This window comes from Sphingomonas profundi (assembly GCF_009739515.1).
GTDB classification, from domain to species: Bacteria; Pseudomonadota; Alphaproteobacteria; order Sphingomonadales; family Sphingomonadaceae; genus Alterirhizorhabdus; species Alterirhizorhabdus profundi.
Genome location: NZ_CP046535.1, coordinates 2,373,704 through 2,387,888, shown reverse-complemented (window position 1 = coordinate 2,387,888; position 14,185 = coordinate 2,373,704). Strand labels below are relative to the sequence as shown.

Below are 14,185 nucleotides of genomic sequence, written 5' to 3'. Positions count from 1 at the left end.
GCGCAGAGGCGGAGCGCCGCGCCGCACGCGCCTTCCCACCATGGCCGTTTGCTTCGCGCTGCTGAGGACGATGCGGCTTCGCCGCGGCTGCAACCACTCGGCGTCTCCGCGTCTCTGCGCGCATCAATCCAAACTCGGCTTGCGATCGTCCTGACGCTCGCCACGCTCCTCGCCCCGCCGGCGCAGGCCGCGAAGAAGCTGCCGCCATGCCCGCCCAAGGCCGCGCAGCTGTTCATCGCGCCGATGGGCGAGCCGTTCCGCGCCGGGCCGGACGCGCCCGACCCGATGACGGTCTGGTTCGTCCGGCTGGATGCGGACCGCGACGGCCGCATCACGCCCGCCGAGTTCGCCGCCGATGCGGACAGATTCTTCGCCCGGCTCGACACCGATCGCGACGGCGAGCTGATCCCATCCGAAGTGACCGCCTACGAGCGCGACATCGCGCCCGAGATCCGCCTCTACACCCCGCGCGGCGCCGCCGGCATGCGCCCGCCGACGCGGGCGGAGCGGAAGAAGGCGGAGGGCTATGGCGATCCGCTGGGCGCCGGCCGCTGGGCGTTCCTCAACATCCCCGAGCCGGTCGCCGCCGCCGACGCGGATTTCAATCGCGGCGTCAGCCTGGCCGAGTTCCGCGCCGCCGCCGCCGATCGCTTCGCCCAGCTGGACAAGGCCAAGGCCGGAGCGCTGACCCTCGCGACCCTGCCGAAGACGCCGGCGCAGTCCGCCGCCACGAACTGCGACCCGACGCGCGTCGCCCCGCCGCCGAAGCGCCCGCGATGAGCGAGCAGCCCCGCATCCTGGTGGTGGACGACGATGCCGATCTGCGCGGCCTGATCGGCGACTTCCTAGGCAATAACGGCCTCTCGGTCGAGACGGCGTCCGGCGGCGCGGAGATGGACGTCAGGCTCGCCGCCGGCCGCTTCGACCTGATCGTTCTCGATCTGATGATGCCCGGCGAGGACGGCCTGTCGATCCTGCGCCGCCTGCGCCGGCCGGGCGGCCCGGCCGTCATCATGCTCTCGGCGATGGGCGACGATACCGATCGCATCATCGGGCTGGAGGTGGGGGCGGACGATTACGTGCCCAAGCCCTGCAACCCGCGCGAGCTGCTCGCCCGCGTGCGCGCGGTGCTGCGCCGGCGCGAAGGGGGTACGCCCACCGGCCCGGTCCGCCGCTTCGGCGACTGGACGCTCGACCTGGTCGAGCGGCAGGTGTCGCGCCCCGGCATGGCGCCCGCGCCGCTGACCGACGCCGAGTTCCGCACCCTGGCCGCCTTCCTCGATCGCCCGCAGCGGGTGCTGACGCGCGACCAGCTGATCGAGCATGGCAAGGGCGCGGACAGCGACGTCTTCGATCGCGCCATCGACGTGACGATCAGCCGCCTGCGCAAGAAACTGGGGCCGGACGATCCGATCCGCACCGTGCGCAACGAAGGCTATATGTTCACCCTCAGGGTGGACGAGTGATCCGCCGGCTCGGTCGCCTGCCGATCTTCTGGGCGACCCTGCTGCTGCTGCTCGCCAGCCTCGTCGCCTCGCAGGCGATGACGGTGGCGATGTTCGTGCTGTTCGATCCGCCACGCCCCGATTTCAACCGCCTGTCCGATATCGCCGATGCGCTCGCCGGGCGCGATCATGAGCGCGGCGGGCGGGAGCGGGCGCTCTCCGTAACCCGGCAGCCCGCCGCGCCGGTGCCGGATGCGGACATGACGAGCGATCCGCGCTTCACCGGCATGCTGGCCGCCCGCATCGGCGTGCCGCGCGACCGCGTGCTGCTGTATTTCGAGCCGGATCAGCGCGCCGACCTGCCGCAGCGCCGGCGCGCGCGGCGGCTGGTGCCGATGCGGCGCGGCGAGCCGCTGTTCTTCGATACGCTGGTCGCCGCGATGGAGACGGACGGCGGCTGGCGTGTGGTGCGGACGCCGCCGGCGCCGCTGCTGGCGGCGTGGCAGCGTCGGATGATCCTGTGGTTCGCCCTGTGTGCGCTGATGCTGGTGCCGTTCGCCTGGGTGTTCGCCCGCCTGCTCACCCGGCCGATCAGCCGCTTCGCCGCCGCCGCCGATCGCATGGGGCATGATCCGCTGAGCCCCAGCGTGCCGGAGGAAGGCCCGGCCGAGCTTCGCGTCACCGCCCACGCGCTGAACCGCATGCAGGATCGCCTGGCCGCCTATGTGGCGGAGCGCACGGCGATGATGGGGGCGATCGCGCACGATCTGCGCACGCCGCTCGCCCGCATCGCCTTTCGCATCGAGGCCGCGCCGGAGCCGGTGCGCGACAAGGTGCAGGAGGATATCGAGCAGATGCGCGCCATGATCGCGGCGACGATCGGCTTCGTGCGCGGCAGCACGCGGGCGGGCGACATCCGGCCCATGTCGCTCGACACGCTCGTCCGGCGCATGGCGGATGCGGAGCAGGAGGTGGGGCGGCCGGTGCGGCTGGACGCGGTGCGGCCGGTGACGATCGCCGGCGATCCGGTGGCGCTGGAGCGGCTCGTCCAGAACCTGATCGACAATGGCGTGGCCTATGGCGGCGGCGTCACCCTCTCGCTGTCGGCGGAAACTGGCGAAGCGGTGCTGACGGTCGCCGATCGCGGACCCGGCCTCGCGCCCGACCGGATCGAGCATGTCTTCCAGCCCTTCGTCCGCGGCGATCCCTCGCGCAATCGCGACACCGGCGGCATCGGTCTCGGCCTCACGATCGCGCGCAGCATCGTGCAGGATCATGGCGGCACCCTGATCCTGCGCAATCGCGACGGAGGCGGGCTGAAGGCCGTCTGCCGGTTGCCGACGACCTACACGGACGATCCGCATGTAAAAAAAGCTGGTGATCAGCGTTGAAATAAAATAACAAGTCTGCACAACAAAGGAACAACCGGAACCGGCGCTGTCCGGTGCCGGTTCTGCGATGCAGACAGTATCGCATTCGCGCTGAGGAGGGACCGATGGCCGACGATCGCGCAGGACGCAACCTCCCTCCGCTGACTCTCCACGTGCCGGAGCCGCGCTTCCGCCCCGGCGACGCGGCGGACTTCACCCATTTCGAGATCCCGCCCGCCGGCGATTCACCGCGCCCGCCGATCGATGCCGCGCCGGACGACATGCGCGGTCACAGCTACGGCCTAGTCCGCGTGCTGGACGAGCAGGGCGACGCCGTCGGCCCCTGGGATCCGCGGCTGTCGCCCGATAGGCTGCTGCGCATCCTCCGCCACATGGCCCTTACCCGCGCGTTCGACGAGCGGATGTACCGCGCCCAGCGCCAGGGCAAGACCAGCTTCTACATGAAGTGCACCGGCGAGGAGGGCACGTGCATCCCCGCCACCCACGCGCTGGATCGCGGCGACATGGTGTTCCCCAGCTACCGCCAGCAGGGCGTGCTGATCGCGCGGGACTGGCCGCTCGCCGACATGATGTGTCAGATATACTCGAACTCCGGCGATCGGCTGAAGGGCCGCCAGATGCCGATCATGTATTCGGCCAGGGAAGCGGGCTTCTTCTCCATCTCCGGCAATCTCGCCACGCAATATCCGCAGGCGGTCGGCTGGGCGATGGCGTCCGCCGCCAAGGGCGACACGCGCATCGCCACCGCCTGGTGCGGCGAGGGATCGACGGCGGAGGGGGATTTCCACTCCGCGCTCACCTTCGCCAGCGTCTACCGCGCGCCGGTGATCCTGAACGTGGTCAACAACCAGTGGGCGATCTCGTCCTTCTCGGGCTTCGCCGGGGCGGAGGCGACCACCTTCGCGGCGCGCGCCGTGGGCTACGGCATCGCCGGGCTGCGGGTGGACGGGAACGACGCGCTCGCCGTCTACGCCGCCACCGAGTGGGCGGCCGAGCGGGCGCGCGGCAATCACGGCCCCACCCTGATCGAGCATTTCACCTATCGCTCCGAAGGCCATTCCACCTCCGACGACCCGACCAAGTACCGCTCCGCCGAGGAGCGCACCGCCTGGCCGCTCGGCGACCCGATCGCGCGGTTGAAGGCGCACCTGATCCGCATCGGCGCGTGGGACGAGGATCGCCACGCCGCGATGGACAAAGAGGTGGCCGAGGAGGTGCGCGCCGCCGCCCGCGAGGCGGAGAAGCAGGGTATCCTGGGCGACGGCATGCACCAGCCCTTCGACACCATGTTCGAGGACGTGTTCGAGGAGATGCCGTGGCACCTGAAGGAGCAATCGGCCCAGATGCATGCCGAGCGCGAGGCGGCGGGGATATGAGCGACGCCGGCGAGACCCGCACCATGAACATGATCCAGGCGATCAACTCCGCCATCGACGTGTGCATGGATCGCGATCCCGACATCATCGTCACCGGCGAGGACGTCGGCTATTTCGGCGGCGTCTTCAAGGCGACCGAGGGCCTGCAGCGCAAGTACGGCAAGACGCGCGTGTTCGACACGCCGATCACCGAGTGCGGCATCATCGGCGTCGCCGTGGGCATGGCCGCCTACGGCCTCAGGCCGGTGCCGGAAATCCAGTTCGCCGACTATATCTACCCCGCGCTCGACCAGATCGTGTCGGAGGCCGCCCGGCTGCGCTACCGCTCCGCCGGCGAATATACCGCGCCGATCACGGTGCGCTCGCCGTTCGGCGGCGGCATCTTCGGCGGGCAGACCCACAGCCAGAGCCCCGAGGGCATCTTCACCCATGTCGCGGGCCTGAAGACGGTGATCCCGTCCACCCCGTACGACGCCAAGGGCCTGCTGATCTCGGCGATCGAGGACAATGATCCGGTCATCTTCTTCGAGCCCAAGCGCATCTACAACGGCCCGTTCGACGGGCACTATGATCGCCCGGTCACGCCGTGGGCCAAACATCCGGCCAGCGCCGTGCCGGAGGGGCATTACCGCATCCCGCTGGGCAAGGCCGCGATCGTGCGCCCCGGCGACGACCTGACGATCCTGGCCTACGGTACGATGGTGCACGTGGCCGCCGGCGTGATCGCGGACAGCGGCGTCGATGCCGAGCTGATCGACCTGCGCACGCTGGTGCCGCTGGATATCGAGACGATCGCCGCCTCGGTGAGGAAGACCGGCCGCTGCATCGTCGTCCACGAAGCCACCAAGACCAGCGGCTTCGGCGCCGAACTCTCCAGCCTGGTGCAGGAGCATTGCTTCCACTCGCTGGAGGCGCCGGTGCAGCGCGTCACCGGGTGGGACACGCCTTATCCCCACTCGCTGGAATGGGCCTATTTTCCCGGCCCGGTGCGGCTGGGGCAGGCGATCAAGCGCGTGATGGAGGACTAGGTGGCACGCATCAACTTCAAGCTGCCGGACATCGGCGAGGGCATCGCCGAGGCGGAGATCGTCGCGTGGCACGTGCAGGTCGGCGACGTGGTGGAGGAGGATCAGCCGCTCGCCGACATGATGACCGACAAGGCGACGGTGGAAATGTCGTCGCCGGTCGCGGGCACCGTGGTCGAGATCGCCGGCGCGGTGGGCGACATGCTGGCGATCGGCTCCGTCCTGGCCGTGTTCGAGAGCGCGGACGAGGCCGGCGGCGCCGTGGAGCCGGAGGTGGCGGTGGCCCCGCCCGAAGCCTCGCAGGTCGCCGCGCCGAAGCCCGAACCCGCCGCCGCGCCGGCGGAGCCCCGCGCCGCGCCGTCAGCGGCCGCGCCGCGCCAGGCCGCCCCGTCCGCCCCGCGCGAGGCCGCTTCGGCCGAGGGGCAGACGCGCCGCGTGCTGGCTTCTCCCGCTGTCCGCGCCCGGGCGAAGGATCTCGGTGTCGATCTGACGAGCGTGCGGCCGGCCCATGGCGATCGCGTGCGCCACGCCGATCTGGACGCCTATCTGCGCTACGCCGCGTCGCCCGCGTCTGCGGCGGCGGCTTCGCCGGTGCAGCGCCGGGACGATGGCGACGACGATGTCGAGGAGGTGCGCGTCACCGGCCTGCGCCGCCGCATCGCCGAGAACATGGCGGAAGCCAAGCGCCGCATCCCGCACTTCGCCTATGTCGAGGAGACGGACGTCACCCAGCTTGAGGCGCTGCGCCAGGCGATGAATGCCGCGCGCGGCGATCGGCCCAAGCTCACGCTGCTGCCGTTCCTCATCAAGGCGATCACCCGCGCGCTGCCCGACTTCCCGATGATCAACGCGCGCTACGACGACGAGGGGAACATCGTCTCGCGCTACCGCCCGGTCCATCTCGGCCTGGCAACGCAGACCGATGCCGGCCTCACGGTGCCGGTGATCCGCGATGCGGACGGGCGCGACCTCTGGTCGCTGGCGGCGGAGATCGTGCGTCTGGCCGACGCCGCCCGGCGCGGCAAGGCATCGCGGGAGGAACTCGGCGGGTCGACCATCACACTCACCTCGCTCGGGCCGCTCGGCGGCATCGTCTCGACGCCGGTCATCAACCGGCCGGAGGTGGCGATCGTCGGCGTCAACCGCATCGTCGAGCGGCCGGCGGTGGTGGATGGCCGGATCGAGGTGCGCAAGCTGATGAACCTCTCGTCCAGCTTCGATCATCGCGTGGTGGACGGCTGGGACGCGGCAAGCTTCATCCAGGCGGTGCGCCGCCTGATCGAGACGCCGGCCCTGCTGTTCGTCGACTGAGGCGGGCAAGGGAGGAGACATCGTGGCGGACGAGCGCATCGACGAGACCGGCATGCTCCTCCGCGTCGGCGGTGGCTTCGCCCTGCGGCGCGATGCGGGCGGGCTCTGGCGGCTGGACCTGCACCGCACGCCGGTGGACCTCGTCGGCAAGCGCGTTCGCGTGATCGGCCTGCGGGCGGATGCCGAGCGCGTCGACGTGGAAGGCGTGCAGGCGGCCTGAGCCGCCGCTCAGCGCGCCGCCCCGGCCGCGCCGCCGTCGGGCGAACCGCACCGCGTGCAGCGCCGGCGGCAGAACAGGCCGGGCATCGCGTCGCGCGGGCGCAGGCCGGCGACCGGGCGCAGGCCCGCCATGATCTCCGGCGCCAGACCCTCCGGCGCGGCCCGCGCGTGGCAGTAGAGGCACTCGCTGCGGAAGCGGGCGGCGGTGAGCGCGGCGCCATCCCCTTGCGCTTCGGCCGGCGCGGCGGCGGCCAGCGCCAGCAAGGCGGCCGACACCCGGCCGATCACCACCGCGCGGCCTCGATCGCGCGGGCCACGCGCACGAACTCGTCCACCGACAGCGTCTCCGCCCGGCGCGCCGGATCGATCCCGACGGCGTCGAGCGCCGTCAGCGCGCCGGCCATGCCCTTCAGGCTCTGGCGCAGCATCTTGCGCCGCTGGCCGAAGGCGGCGGCGGTCAGCGCCTCGATCGTCGCCACGTCCACGCCGGCGGGCTGCGCCGCCGGCACCAGATGGACCACCGCCGACATCACCTTCGGCGGCGGCACGAAGGCGGAGCGGTGGACGGTGAAGGCCAGGCTCGCCCGCGCCCGCCACTGCGCCAGCACGGCCAGCCGGCCATAGGCCTCGCCGCCCGCGCGCGCGACGATCCGCTCCGCCACCTCCTTCTGGAACATCAAAGTCAGCGAGGCCCAGAAGGGCGGCCAGGCCGGCGCGGTCAGCCAGCGCACCAGCAGCGCGGTGCCGACATTGTAGGGCAGGTTGGCGACGATGTGCGCGCCGGCGCCCGCCTCCGCCGCCTCGTCGATCGCCAGCGCATCGCCGGGGATCACCCGCAACCGGCCCGGAAACGCCGCGTCCAGCTCGGCCAGCGCCGGCAGGCAGCGATCGTCCCGCTCCACCGCCACCACGTGCGCGCCCGTGGCCAGCAGCGCCCGCGTCAGCCCGCCGGGGCCGGGGCCGACCTCGTACACGGTCGCGCCCGCCAGCGGACCGGGCACCCGCGCGATGCGATCGAGCAACTGCCCGTCGAGCAGGAAATTCTGGCCCAGCGCCCGGCTCGCGCTCAGGCCATGGCGGGCGATCACCTCCCGCAAAGGGGGGAGGGCGGGGGAGGCGCTCACGCCTGCTGGGCGCGCCAGTCGGCGGCGCTGCGCGCCATGGCGATGGCGGCGATCATCGCGCCCGGCTCCGCCACGCCCCTGCCGGCGATGTCGAAGGCGGTGCCGTGGTCCGGCGCGGTGCGGACGATCGGCAGGCCCAGGGTCATGTTGACGCCCTCGTCGAAATGCAGCGTCTTCAGCGGGATCAGCGCCTGATCGTGGTACAGGCACAGGGCCGCGTCATAGGCGGCGCGGGCGCGGGCGTGGAACATGGTGTCGGCGGCGAGCGGGCCGACCACGTCGATCCCCTCGGCGCGCAGGAACTCGATCGCGGGCAGGATCAGCTCGATCTCCTCGCGGCCCAGCGCGCCGCCCTCGCCGGCGTGAGGGTTGAAGCCGGCGATGGCCAGGCGCGGCCGCTCGATGCCGAAATTGCGGGTGAGGCCGCGATCGGTGGCGCGCGCCTTGGCGACGATCAGCTCGATCGAGAGGATGTCCGGCACGTCGCGCAGCGCCACGTGGGTGGTGATCGGCACGGTGCGCAGGCTCGGCCCGGCCAGCATCATCACCGCATTCTCCGGCGAGACGCCGCACCGCTCGGCGACGAACTCGGTCTGCCCGGCATGATCGAAGCCGATCGCGTAGAGCTGCGCCTTGCTGACCGGCCCGGTGACGAGCGCGCTGGCCGCGCCCGAGCGGGTGAGCCCGGCCGCCATCTCCAGCGAGTCGAGGGAGCAGCGCGCGCCCGGCAGGTTGGGCTGGCCGGGCTCGATCGGGCCGGCATCCTCCACCTGGATCAGCGGCAGCGCGTCGTCGAAATAGCGCACGGCCTCCTCGGGCGAGGAGACGCGGACGACCGGGCCGTCCCACACCGCCTCGATCGATCGCGCGTCGCCCACGGCGAAGAACGGGGTGAGGCCGTGCTGATGGCGCCGCGCCCAGCTCTTGCCGACGATCTCCGGCCCGATACCGGCGGGATCGCCGAGCGACACGGCGAGCGGCCTCACCGCGGCCGGCCCCCGGCTCGGCTCATCGGTAGTCGACGACCGCGTCGCGACGCAGATCGCGCAGGTAGCGGCGGGCGCGGCGGTTCACCCGCTCCTCCTCCATCTGCGAGTAGATCGCGTCGTAGGAGGGCGCGCCCGCGCCCTTGGGATCGTCCCGCCCGCACAGCACGAGCGCGCGCACGCCATCGGCCAGCGAGCCGAACGGCGGGGTGGACTGGCCGACCTGGAGGTTGACCATCACCTCCTGCAGCTGCGGCGGCAGATCGCGGATGCGGACCTGATCGTTGTCCACCACCTCGCCGCCGACCGCCTTGGCCACCTCGTCCGCCTTGCCGCAGCCGGCGGTGGCCTTCAGCGCGGTGGCGAACGCCTCCACCTTCGGGGCTGCCTGCGCCTGCGTCATCGTCTTGGGGAAGCTGATCGCGATCTGCTTCAGCGCGAGCACGGCGTCGCGCGGATCGGCGGTGAGCACCTGCCGCTTGTCGATCAGCGCGATGATCGAGTAGCCGCCAGGCACCGTCACCGGCTCGCTGATCTGGCCGGTCGTCATCGTCTGCACGGTCGCCGCGATCGGCTCGGGCAGCTGCTCGGCGCGCACCCAGCCCAGATCGCCGCCCACCGCCGCCGTGGACGCCTCGGAGAACTGGCGGGCATAAGCGACGAACGACGCGCCCTGCTTGATCTGCTGGATGATGCGATCGGCGTTGGCGCGGGTGTCGTTGCTGGTCTCGGGCGTGGTCGAGAGGAAGATCTCGCCGATGCGGTACTCGGCCTGGCCCTTGGAGGCGTTGAGCCGCGCCATCACGGCGTTCACCTCGTCCTCGCCCACCGCGACGAAGGGCTCCACCTTGCGGCCGAGCACGCGGCGCCACGAAAGCTCGCCCTCGATCTGGCGCTTGATCGACCGCTCGGACGATCCCTGCTCGGCCAGATAGGCAGCGAAGGCGGCCGGGCTGCGCTTGAAGTTACCGGCGACGCGATTGTAGGTCTGGTCGATCTCGGCCTTGCTGATCTCGATCTTCTGGGCGGCGGCCTCCTGGATCTGGAGGGTCTCGTCGATCAGGTTGCGCAGCACCTGCAGCTTCAGCCGGTCGCGCTCCTCGCCCTCCACCTTGCCGCCATTGGCCGCGAGCACCAGCGCCAGCCGCTGGTCCACGTCGGTATCGGTGATGATCGAGCCGTTGACGATCGCGGTCGCCTTGTGGATCGTGGGATCGGACTTGCCGAAGATCGTCACATCGGTGGGCAGATTGAGACCCATCGACGGCGCCTCCATCGGCTCGTCGACGCTCTGCGCAGGCGCGATCGCCGCCATCCACGTGGCTGCCGCGGCCAGGGCGGCCACGCCCAGCTTCGCACCCGTCCTGCCTGCCAGCGTCTTGCCTGTAAGCGTCACTCTTGCCCCATCGATCTCATGCCATAACGCCGACGATCTGCGCCGGAACGGCTGAACGCACGCTTAGCGGCCCAAATTCTTGAGCGCCACCCGCAACAGGAAGGTATTGCCCTTCCGCGCATCGCCGATCCGCTCATAGTCGCGTCGCCAGGTGACGCCCAGTTCCATGCACTCGTCATCGTAGAGCAGGCCGAGACGGTGGCGCACGGGCTCAAACCCATCGGAGAGCGAGGTCGTATCCTCGGCCGGGCCGGTGAGATCGATCACGGTGGAGCCGAACACCGACCAGTAACGCGCAAGCTGGATGCGGCCGCCCAGCCGCACCTCCTCGCGATCGCGCAGATCCTCGATCGCGGTGTCGATGTCGCGGTTGAGGCGGAGATAGGCGGCGGAGAAGTAGGTGCGGCGGCTGCCGATCGTGACGTCCGCCTCGTTGCGGCGAAACCTGAGATTGTCCTTGTCCAGCCGGAAGCGGTGGGTGACTTCCAGGAAGCGGCCATATTGCAGCGTGGATCGGCCGACGATGTCGGAGTAGCGGCCGGACAGGCCGGTGCCGACCGGGAAGATGCTGGGCTTGTCGGTCAGCCGGTAGCTCTGGCCCACGATCGTGCGGAAGGAGAAGCGCGGGCGATCGAACTGCCACTCCACGCCGTAGGTCACGCGGGTGCCGTCCTCCCAGCGATCATAGCCGGGGAAGCGGTTGAGCGCGAAGAGGTTGCTGTCCTCCAGGTCCACGGCGCGGGCATCCTCGTTCGGGATGCGCAGGTTGGCGGTGGGCGGGGAGGCGACCACCTGCACGCGCGGCGTGAGCTGCTGGGTGCCGCCGAACACCTCGCCCACGAACGGCCAGCGCACGTCCAGCGCCAGGGCCGCGATGCCGCGCCCGGTCCAGCCGGCGGTGCCGCGATAGCTCTCCGTCACCGTGTTGGCGGTCTGCGCCGTGTGGTAGACGTCGCCGCGGCCGTAGGCGGTCAGCACCACCTCCTGCCCCAGCGGGGTGTAGCGGCGCAGATCCCAGCGGGCGCTGGCGAAGGCGCGCTGCGTATCCTGGCCGTCGGTCCGCAGGATGGCGAGGCTGTTGGCCTGCAGCTCGATCCGCCCGCCCACGATCGGATCGGCCAGGCGCAGGCGATAGTCGATCGCCGGCAGGGCGATCGGCTGCTGGCCGCCGACGTCGTTCACCCGCAGGCTCTGCGTCGCATAGCCGGCGATCGAGAGATAGCTGTTGGCGTCGATCCGCTCGGCGTTGATCGTGGAGCGCAGGCGATCGTCGCGCGAGATGTCGTAGCGGCGCAGGAAGGTCTTGTCGGTCGCCAGCCGGCTCGATGCGCTGATGCTCCAAGCGGGATCGAGCTGGAAGCGGCCGTTGGCGTCCAGATAGCCGCGCACGTCGCGGCTGCGGTCGCCGGTGTCCAAAGGCGCGCCGGCGGGCAGGCGGGAGCCTTCGGTGATCATGCCGGAGATCTGGTAGGCGCCGTTGCCGGTCAGCGCGCGATACTTCGCCTCCAGCGCGGGCAGCACCTCGGAATAGACGTGCGGCGTGATGGTGAGATCGCGGTTGGGCGCGATCTGATAGTAATAAGGCAGCGCCGCCTCGGCGCCGTTGGTGCGGCTGTAGCGGAAATCGGGCACCAGCAGGCCGCTGTTGCCACCGCCACCGGATCCGTCGGGATGGGAGAGGCCGGGCAGCCACAGGATGGTGGCGCCGAACATCGTCAGCCGCGCATCCTTGTAGGCGATGCGGTGCTTCAGCGGATCGTGGATCACCCGCACGGCGGTGATCTTCCACACCGGATCCTTGGGGCAGCCGTCGCTGTCCACCACCGCGCAGGGGGTGTAGGCGGCATGTTCCAGCGTCGTCCGCCCGTCCACCCGCTCGCCGTGGCGGGCGGCCAGGCGGCCGCCGCCCTCCAGCACCAGCAGCATGTTCTCGGCCACGCCGTCGCGCAGCGTATCGGTCAGCTCGATGCTGTCGCCATAGGCGGTGTCGCCGCCCGGATTGACGACGGCGACGTTGCCCTCGGCCCGCACGCGCCCGGTCTGGCGGTTCCACACCACCTTGTCGGCGCGCAGGCGGTTGCCGGCGCGCAGCATCCGCACGTCGCCGCTGGCGGTGACGATCTGGGTGTTGTCGTCATAATCGAGCGCGGCGGCGCTGAACGTCACCTCCTGGTCGTTCGCCGGCATCGGCGCGGAGCCGGAGGGCGGCGGCGGGACGGGGCGATCGCCGAGATCCTGGGCGTGGGCCGGCACGGCGGCGATCGCGAGCAGGGCGAAGGAACTCAGCCGCAAACTTTTCACAATGGTCGTGCGCCCCGATCCGCTCTTCCCGCCGCCTATCGCACGACCGGCATGGGCGCAACGGTGCTTCAATCCCGGCGCTTCCCGTTCTAGACAGGCCGCAACAGAGAAAAGAGGTCTCACGCTCATGCAGGTCAGTTTCGCCGACGCGCGCCCCCAGGGTGCCCATGTCCTCGCCTTGCTGGTGGCCGGCGGGGGAACGGCCGAGCGGCTCGGCGGGCTCGATCCGGCGCATGCCGCGATCGGCCGCCGCGCCATCGCCGCCGCCCGCTTCGAGGGCGAGGCGGGCGGCATCGCCGAGCTGTTCGTGCCGGAGGACGGAGAGGCGCGCCGCGTGCTGCTCACCGGCACCGGCACCTTCGCGAAGGATGGCACAGGCGGGTTCGAGAAAGCCGGCGGCGCGCTCGCCGCCCGCCTGCTCACCTCGGGCGAGACCGATCTGGTGATCGACGTCTCCGCGCTGGACGCGGCCGATCCCGCGCAGGCGGCGGCGCATGTCGCGCTGGGCGCGGTGCTGCGCGGCTGGCGATACGATTACCGCACCAAGGTGCCGCCCAAGTCCAAGGTGAGCCTCACCGGCATCATCATCGTCGGCGGCGGCCCGCGCGCGCAGGCGGTGTGGGACGCGCTGAAGCCGCTGGCGGACGGCATCGCCTTCACCCGCACCCTCGTGACCGAGCCGGCGAACATCATCTATCCGGAGAGCTTCGTCGAGCGGTGCCTGGCGCTGCGCGATCTGGGCGTGGAGATAGAGGTGCTGGACGAGCCGGCGATGGCGGCGCTCGGCATGAACGCGCTGCTCGGCGTGTCGCTGGGCTCGGAGCGGCCGGCGCGGCTGCTGGCGATGCGCTGGAACGGCAGCGGCGCCGCGGGCGATCCGGCGCTGGCGCTCGTCGGCAAGGGCGTGACCTTCGATACCGGCGGCATCTCGATCAAGCCCGCCGCCGGTATGGAGGACATGAAGTGGGACATGGGCGGCGCCGGCGCCGTGGCGGGCGCGATGCACGTGCTGGCCGCGCGCAAGGCGAAGGTGAACGTCGTCGGGGTGTGCGGCCTGGTGGAGAATATGCCGGACGGCAAGGCGCAGCGCCCGGGCGACGTCGTCACCTCCATGTCCGGCCAGACGATCGAGGTGATCAACACCGACGCGGAGGGGCGGCTGGTGCTGTGCGACGCGCTCACCTGGGTGCAGCGCACCTACCGCCCGGCGACGATCGTCGACCTCGCGACCTTGACCGGGGCGATGATCGTCGCGCTCGGCCACGAGCATGGCGGCCTGTTCGCCAACGACGATGCGCTGGCCGACCAGCTGCGGGCGGCGGGCCTCGCCAGCGGCGACAAGCTGTGGCGGCTGCCGCTGGGCGAGCCCTATGACAAGCTGATCGACTCGCCGATCGCCGACATGAAGAATGTCGGCCCGCGCGACGGCGGATCGATCACCGCCGCCCAATTCCTGAAGCGGTACATCGAGGAAGGCGTGCGCTGGGCGCATCTGGACATCGCCGGCATGGTGTGGGCGGCCAAGCCCGGCACGCTGCACGACAAGGGCGCCACCGGCTACGGCGTGCGCCTGCTCGATCGCTTCGTCGCCGACAATTTCGAGGGCTGAGC

At 71.1% G+C, this 14,185-nt stretch carries 13 protein-coding genes; 8 read left to right on the top strand and 5 right to left on the bottom strand.

Going from position 1 to position 14,185, the window contains the following annotated elements; all coding sequences use genetic code 11:
- Positions 1-48: 48 nt before the first annotated feature.
- From GNT64_RS11340 to GNT64_RS11310, 7 genes are all read left to right on the top strand, one after another.
- A complete protein-coding gene (locus tag GNT64_RS11340; protein ID WP_231638963.1) occupies positions 49-780 on the top strand; it encodes an EF-hand domain-containing protein in 732 nt (243 codons plus the stop codon).
- A complete protein-coding gene (locus tag GNT64_RS11335) occupies positions 777-1,466 on the top strand; it encodes a response regulator (protein ID WP_156679623.1) in 690 nt (229 codons plus the stop codon). Before GNT64_RS11340 ends, GNT64_RS11335 begins: the two co-directional genes overlap by 4 nt.
- Positions 1,463-2,836 (top strand): ATP-binding protein, encoded by a 1,374-nt coding sequence (locus tag GNT64_RS11330; protein ID WP_231638962.1) that lies wholly within the window; start codon positions 1,463-1,465, stop codon positions 2,834-2,836. The genes GNT64_RS11335 and GNT64_RS11330 overlap by 4 nt, the downstream gene beginning before the upstream one ends.
- A 104-nt stretch (positions 2,837-2,940) precedes the next feature.
- Complete coding sequence (locus GNT64_RS11325; RefSeq protein ID WP_156679622.1) at positions 2,941-4,212, top strand: 3-methyl-2-oxobutanoate dehydrogenase (2-methylpropanoyl-transferring) subunit alpha; 1,272 nt, start codon at positions 2,941-2,943, stop codon at positions 4,210-4,212.
- A 23-nt stretch (positions 4,213-4,235) separates the two neighbouring features.
- Positions 4,236-5,240, top strand: a complete 1,005-nt coding sequence (locus GNT64_RS11320; protein WP_156681572.1) for an alpha-ketoacid dehydrogenase subunit beta — start codon at positions 4,236-4,238, stop codon at positions 5,238-5,240.
- The gene (locus GNT64_RS11315) at positions 5,241-6,548 is read left to right on the top strand and encodes a dihydrolipoamide acetyltransferase family protein (RefSeq protein ID WP_156679621.1); all 1,308 of its coding nucleotides are present in this window, start codon (positions 5,241-5,243) and stop codon (positions 6,546-6,548) included.
- Positions 6,549-6,570: 22 nt separating this feature from the next.
- Positions 6,571-6,768, top strand: coding sequence for a DUF5818 domain-containing protein (locus GNT64_RS11310; protein WP_156679620.1), 198 nt, complete (start codon positions 6,571-6,573; stop codon positions 6,766-6,768).
- 8 nt (positions 6,769-6,776) lie between these two features.
- Here the strand turns inward: GNT64_RS11310 and GNT64_RS11305 are convergent, their stop codons facing one another.
- The 5 genes from GNT64_RS11305 to GNT64_RS11285 all read right to left on the bottom strand — a co-directional run bounded on the left by GNT64_RS11305 (position 6,777) and on the right by GNT64_RS11285 (position 12,574).
- Positions 6,777-7,058 (bottom strand): hypothetical protein, encoded by a 282-nt coding sequence (locus GNT64_RS11305; protein WP_231638961.1) that lies wholly within the window; start codon positions 7,056-7,058, stop codon positions 6,777-6,779.
- A complete protein-coding gene (rsmA, locus tag GNT64_RS11300; RefSeq protein ID WP_231638960.1) occupies positions 7,052-7,855 on the bottom strand; it encodes a 16S rRNA (adenine(1518)-N(6)/adenine(1519)-N(6))-dimethyltransferase RsmA in 804 nt (267 codons plus the stop codon). Before rsmA ends, GNT64_RS11305 begins: the two co-directional genes overlap by 7 nt.
- 32 nt (positions 7,856-7,887) lie before the next feature.
- The gene (gene pdxA, locus GNT64_RS11295; protein ID WP_156679618.1) at positions 7,888-8,877 is read right to left on the bottom strand and encodes a 4-hydroxythreonine-4-phosphate dehydrogenase PdxA; all 990 of its coding nucleotides are present in this window, start codon (positions 8,875-8,877) and stop codon (positions 7,888-7,890) included.
- 22 nt (positions 8,878-8,899) lie between these two features.
- Positions 8,900-10,192, bottom strand: a complete 1,293-nt coding sequence (locus GNT64_RS11290) for a peptidylprolyl isomerase (protein WP_156681570.1) — start codon at positions 10,190-10,192, stop codon at positions 8,900-8,902.
- A gap of 144 nt (positions 10,193-10,336) precedes the next feature.
- A complete protein-coding gene (locus GNT64_RS11285; RefSeq protein WP_422396588.1) occupies positions 10,337-12,574 on the bottom strand; it encodes an LPS-assembly protein LptD in 2,238 nt (745 codons plus the stop codon).
- A 127-nt stretch (positions 12,575-12,701) separates the two neighbouring features.
- On the opposite strand from GNT64_RS11285, the gene GNT64_RS11280 reads away from it, so the two are divergent.
- A complete protein-coding gene (locus GNT64_RS11280; protein ID WP_156679616.1) occupies positions 12,702-14,183 on the top strand; it encodes a leucyl aminopeptidase in 1,482 nt (493 codons plus the stop codon).
- Positions 14,184-14,185: the final 2 nt, after the last annotated feature.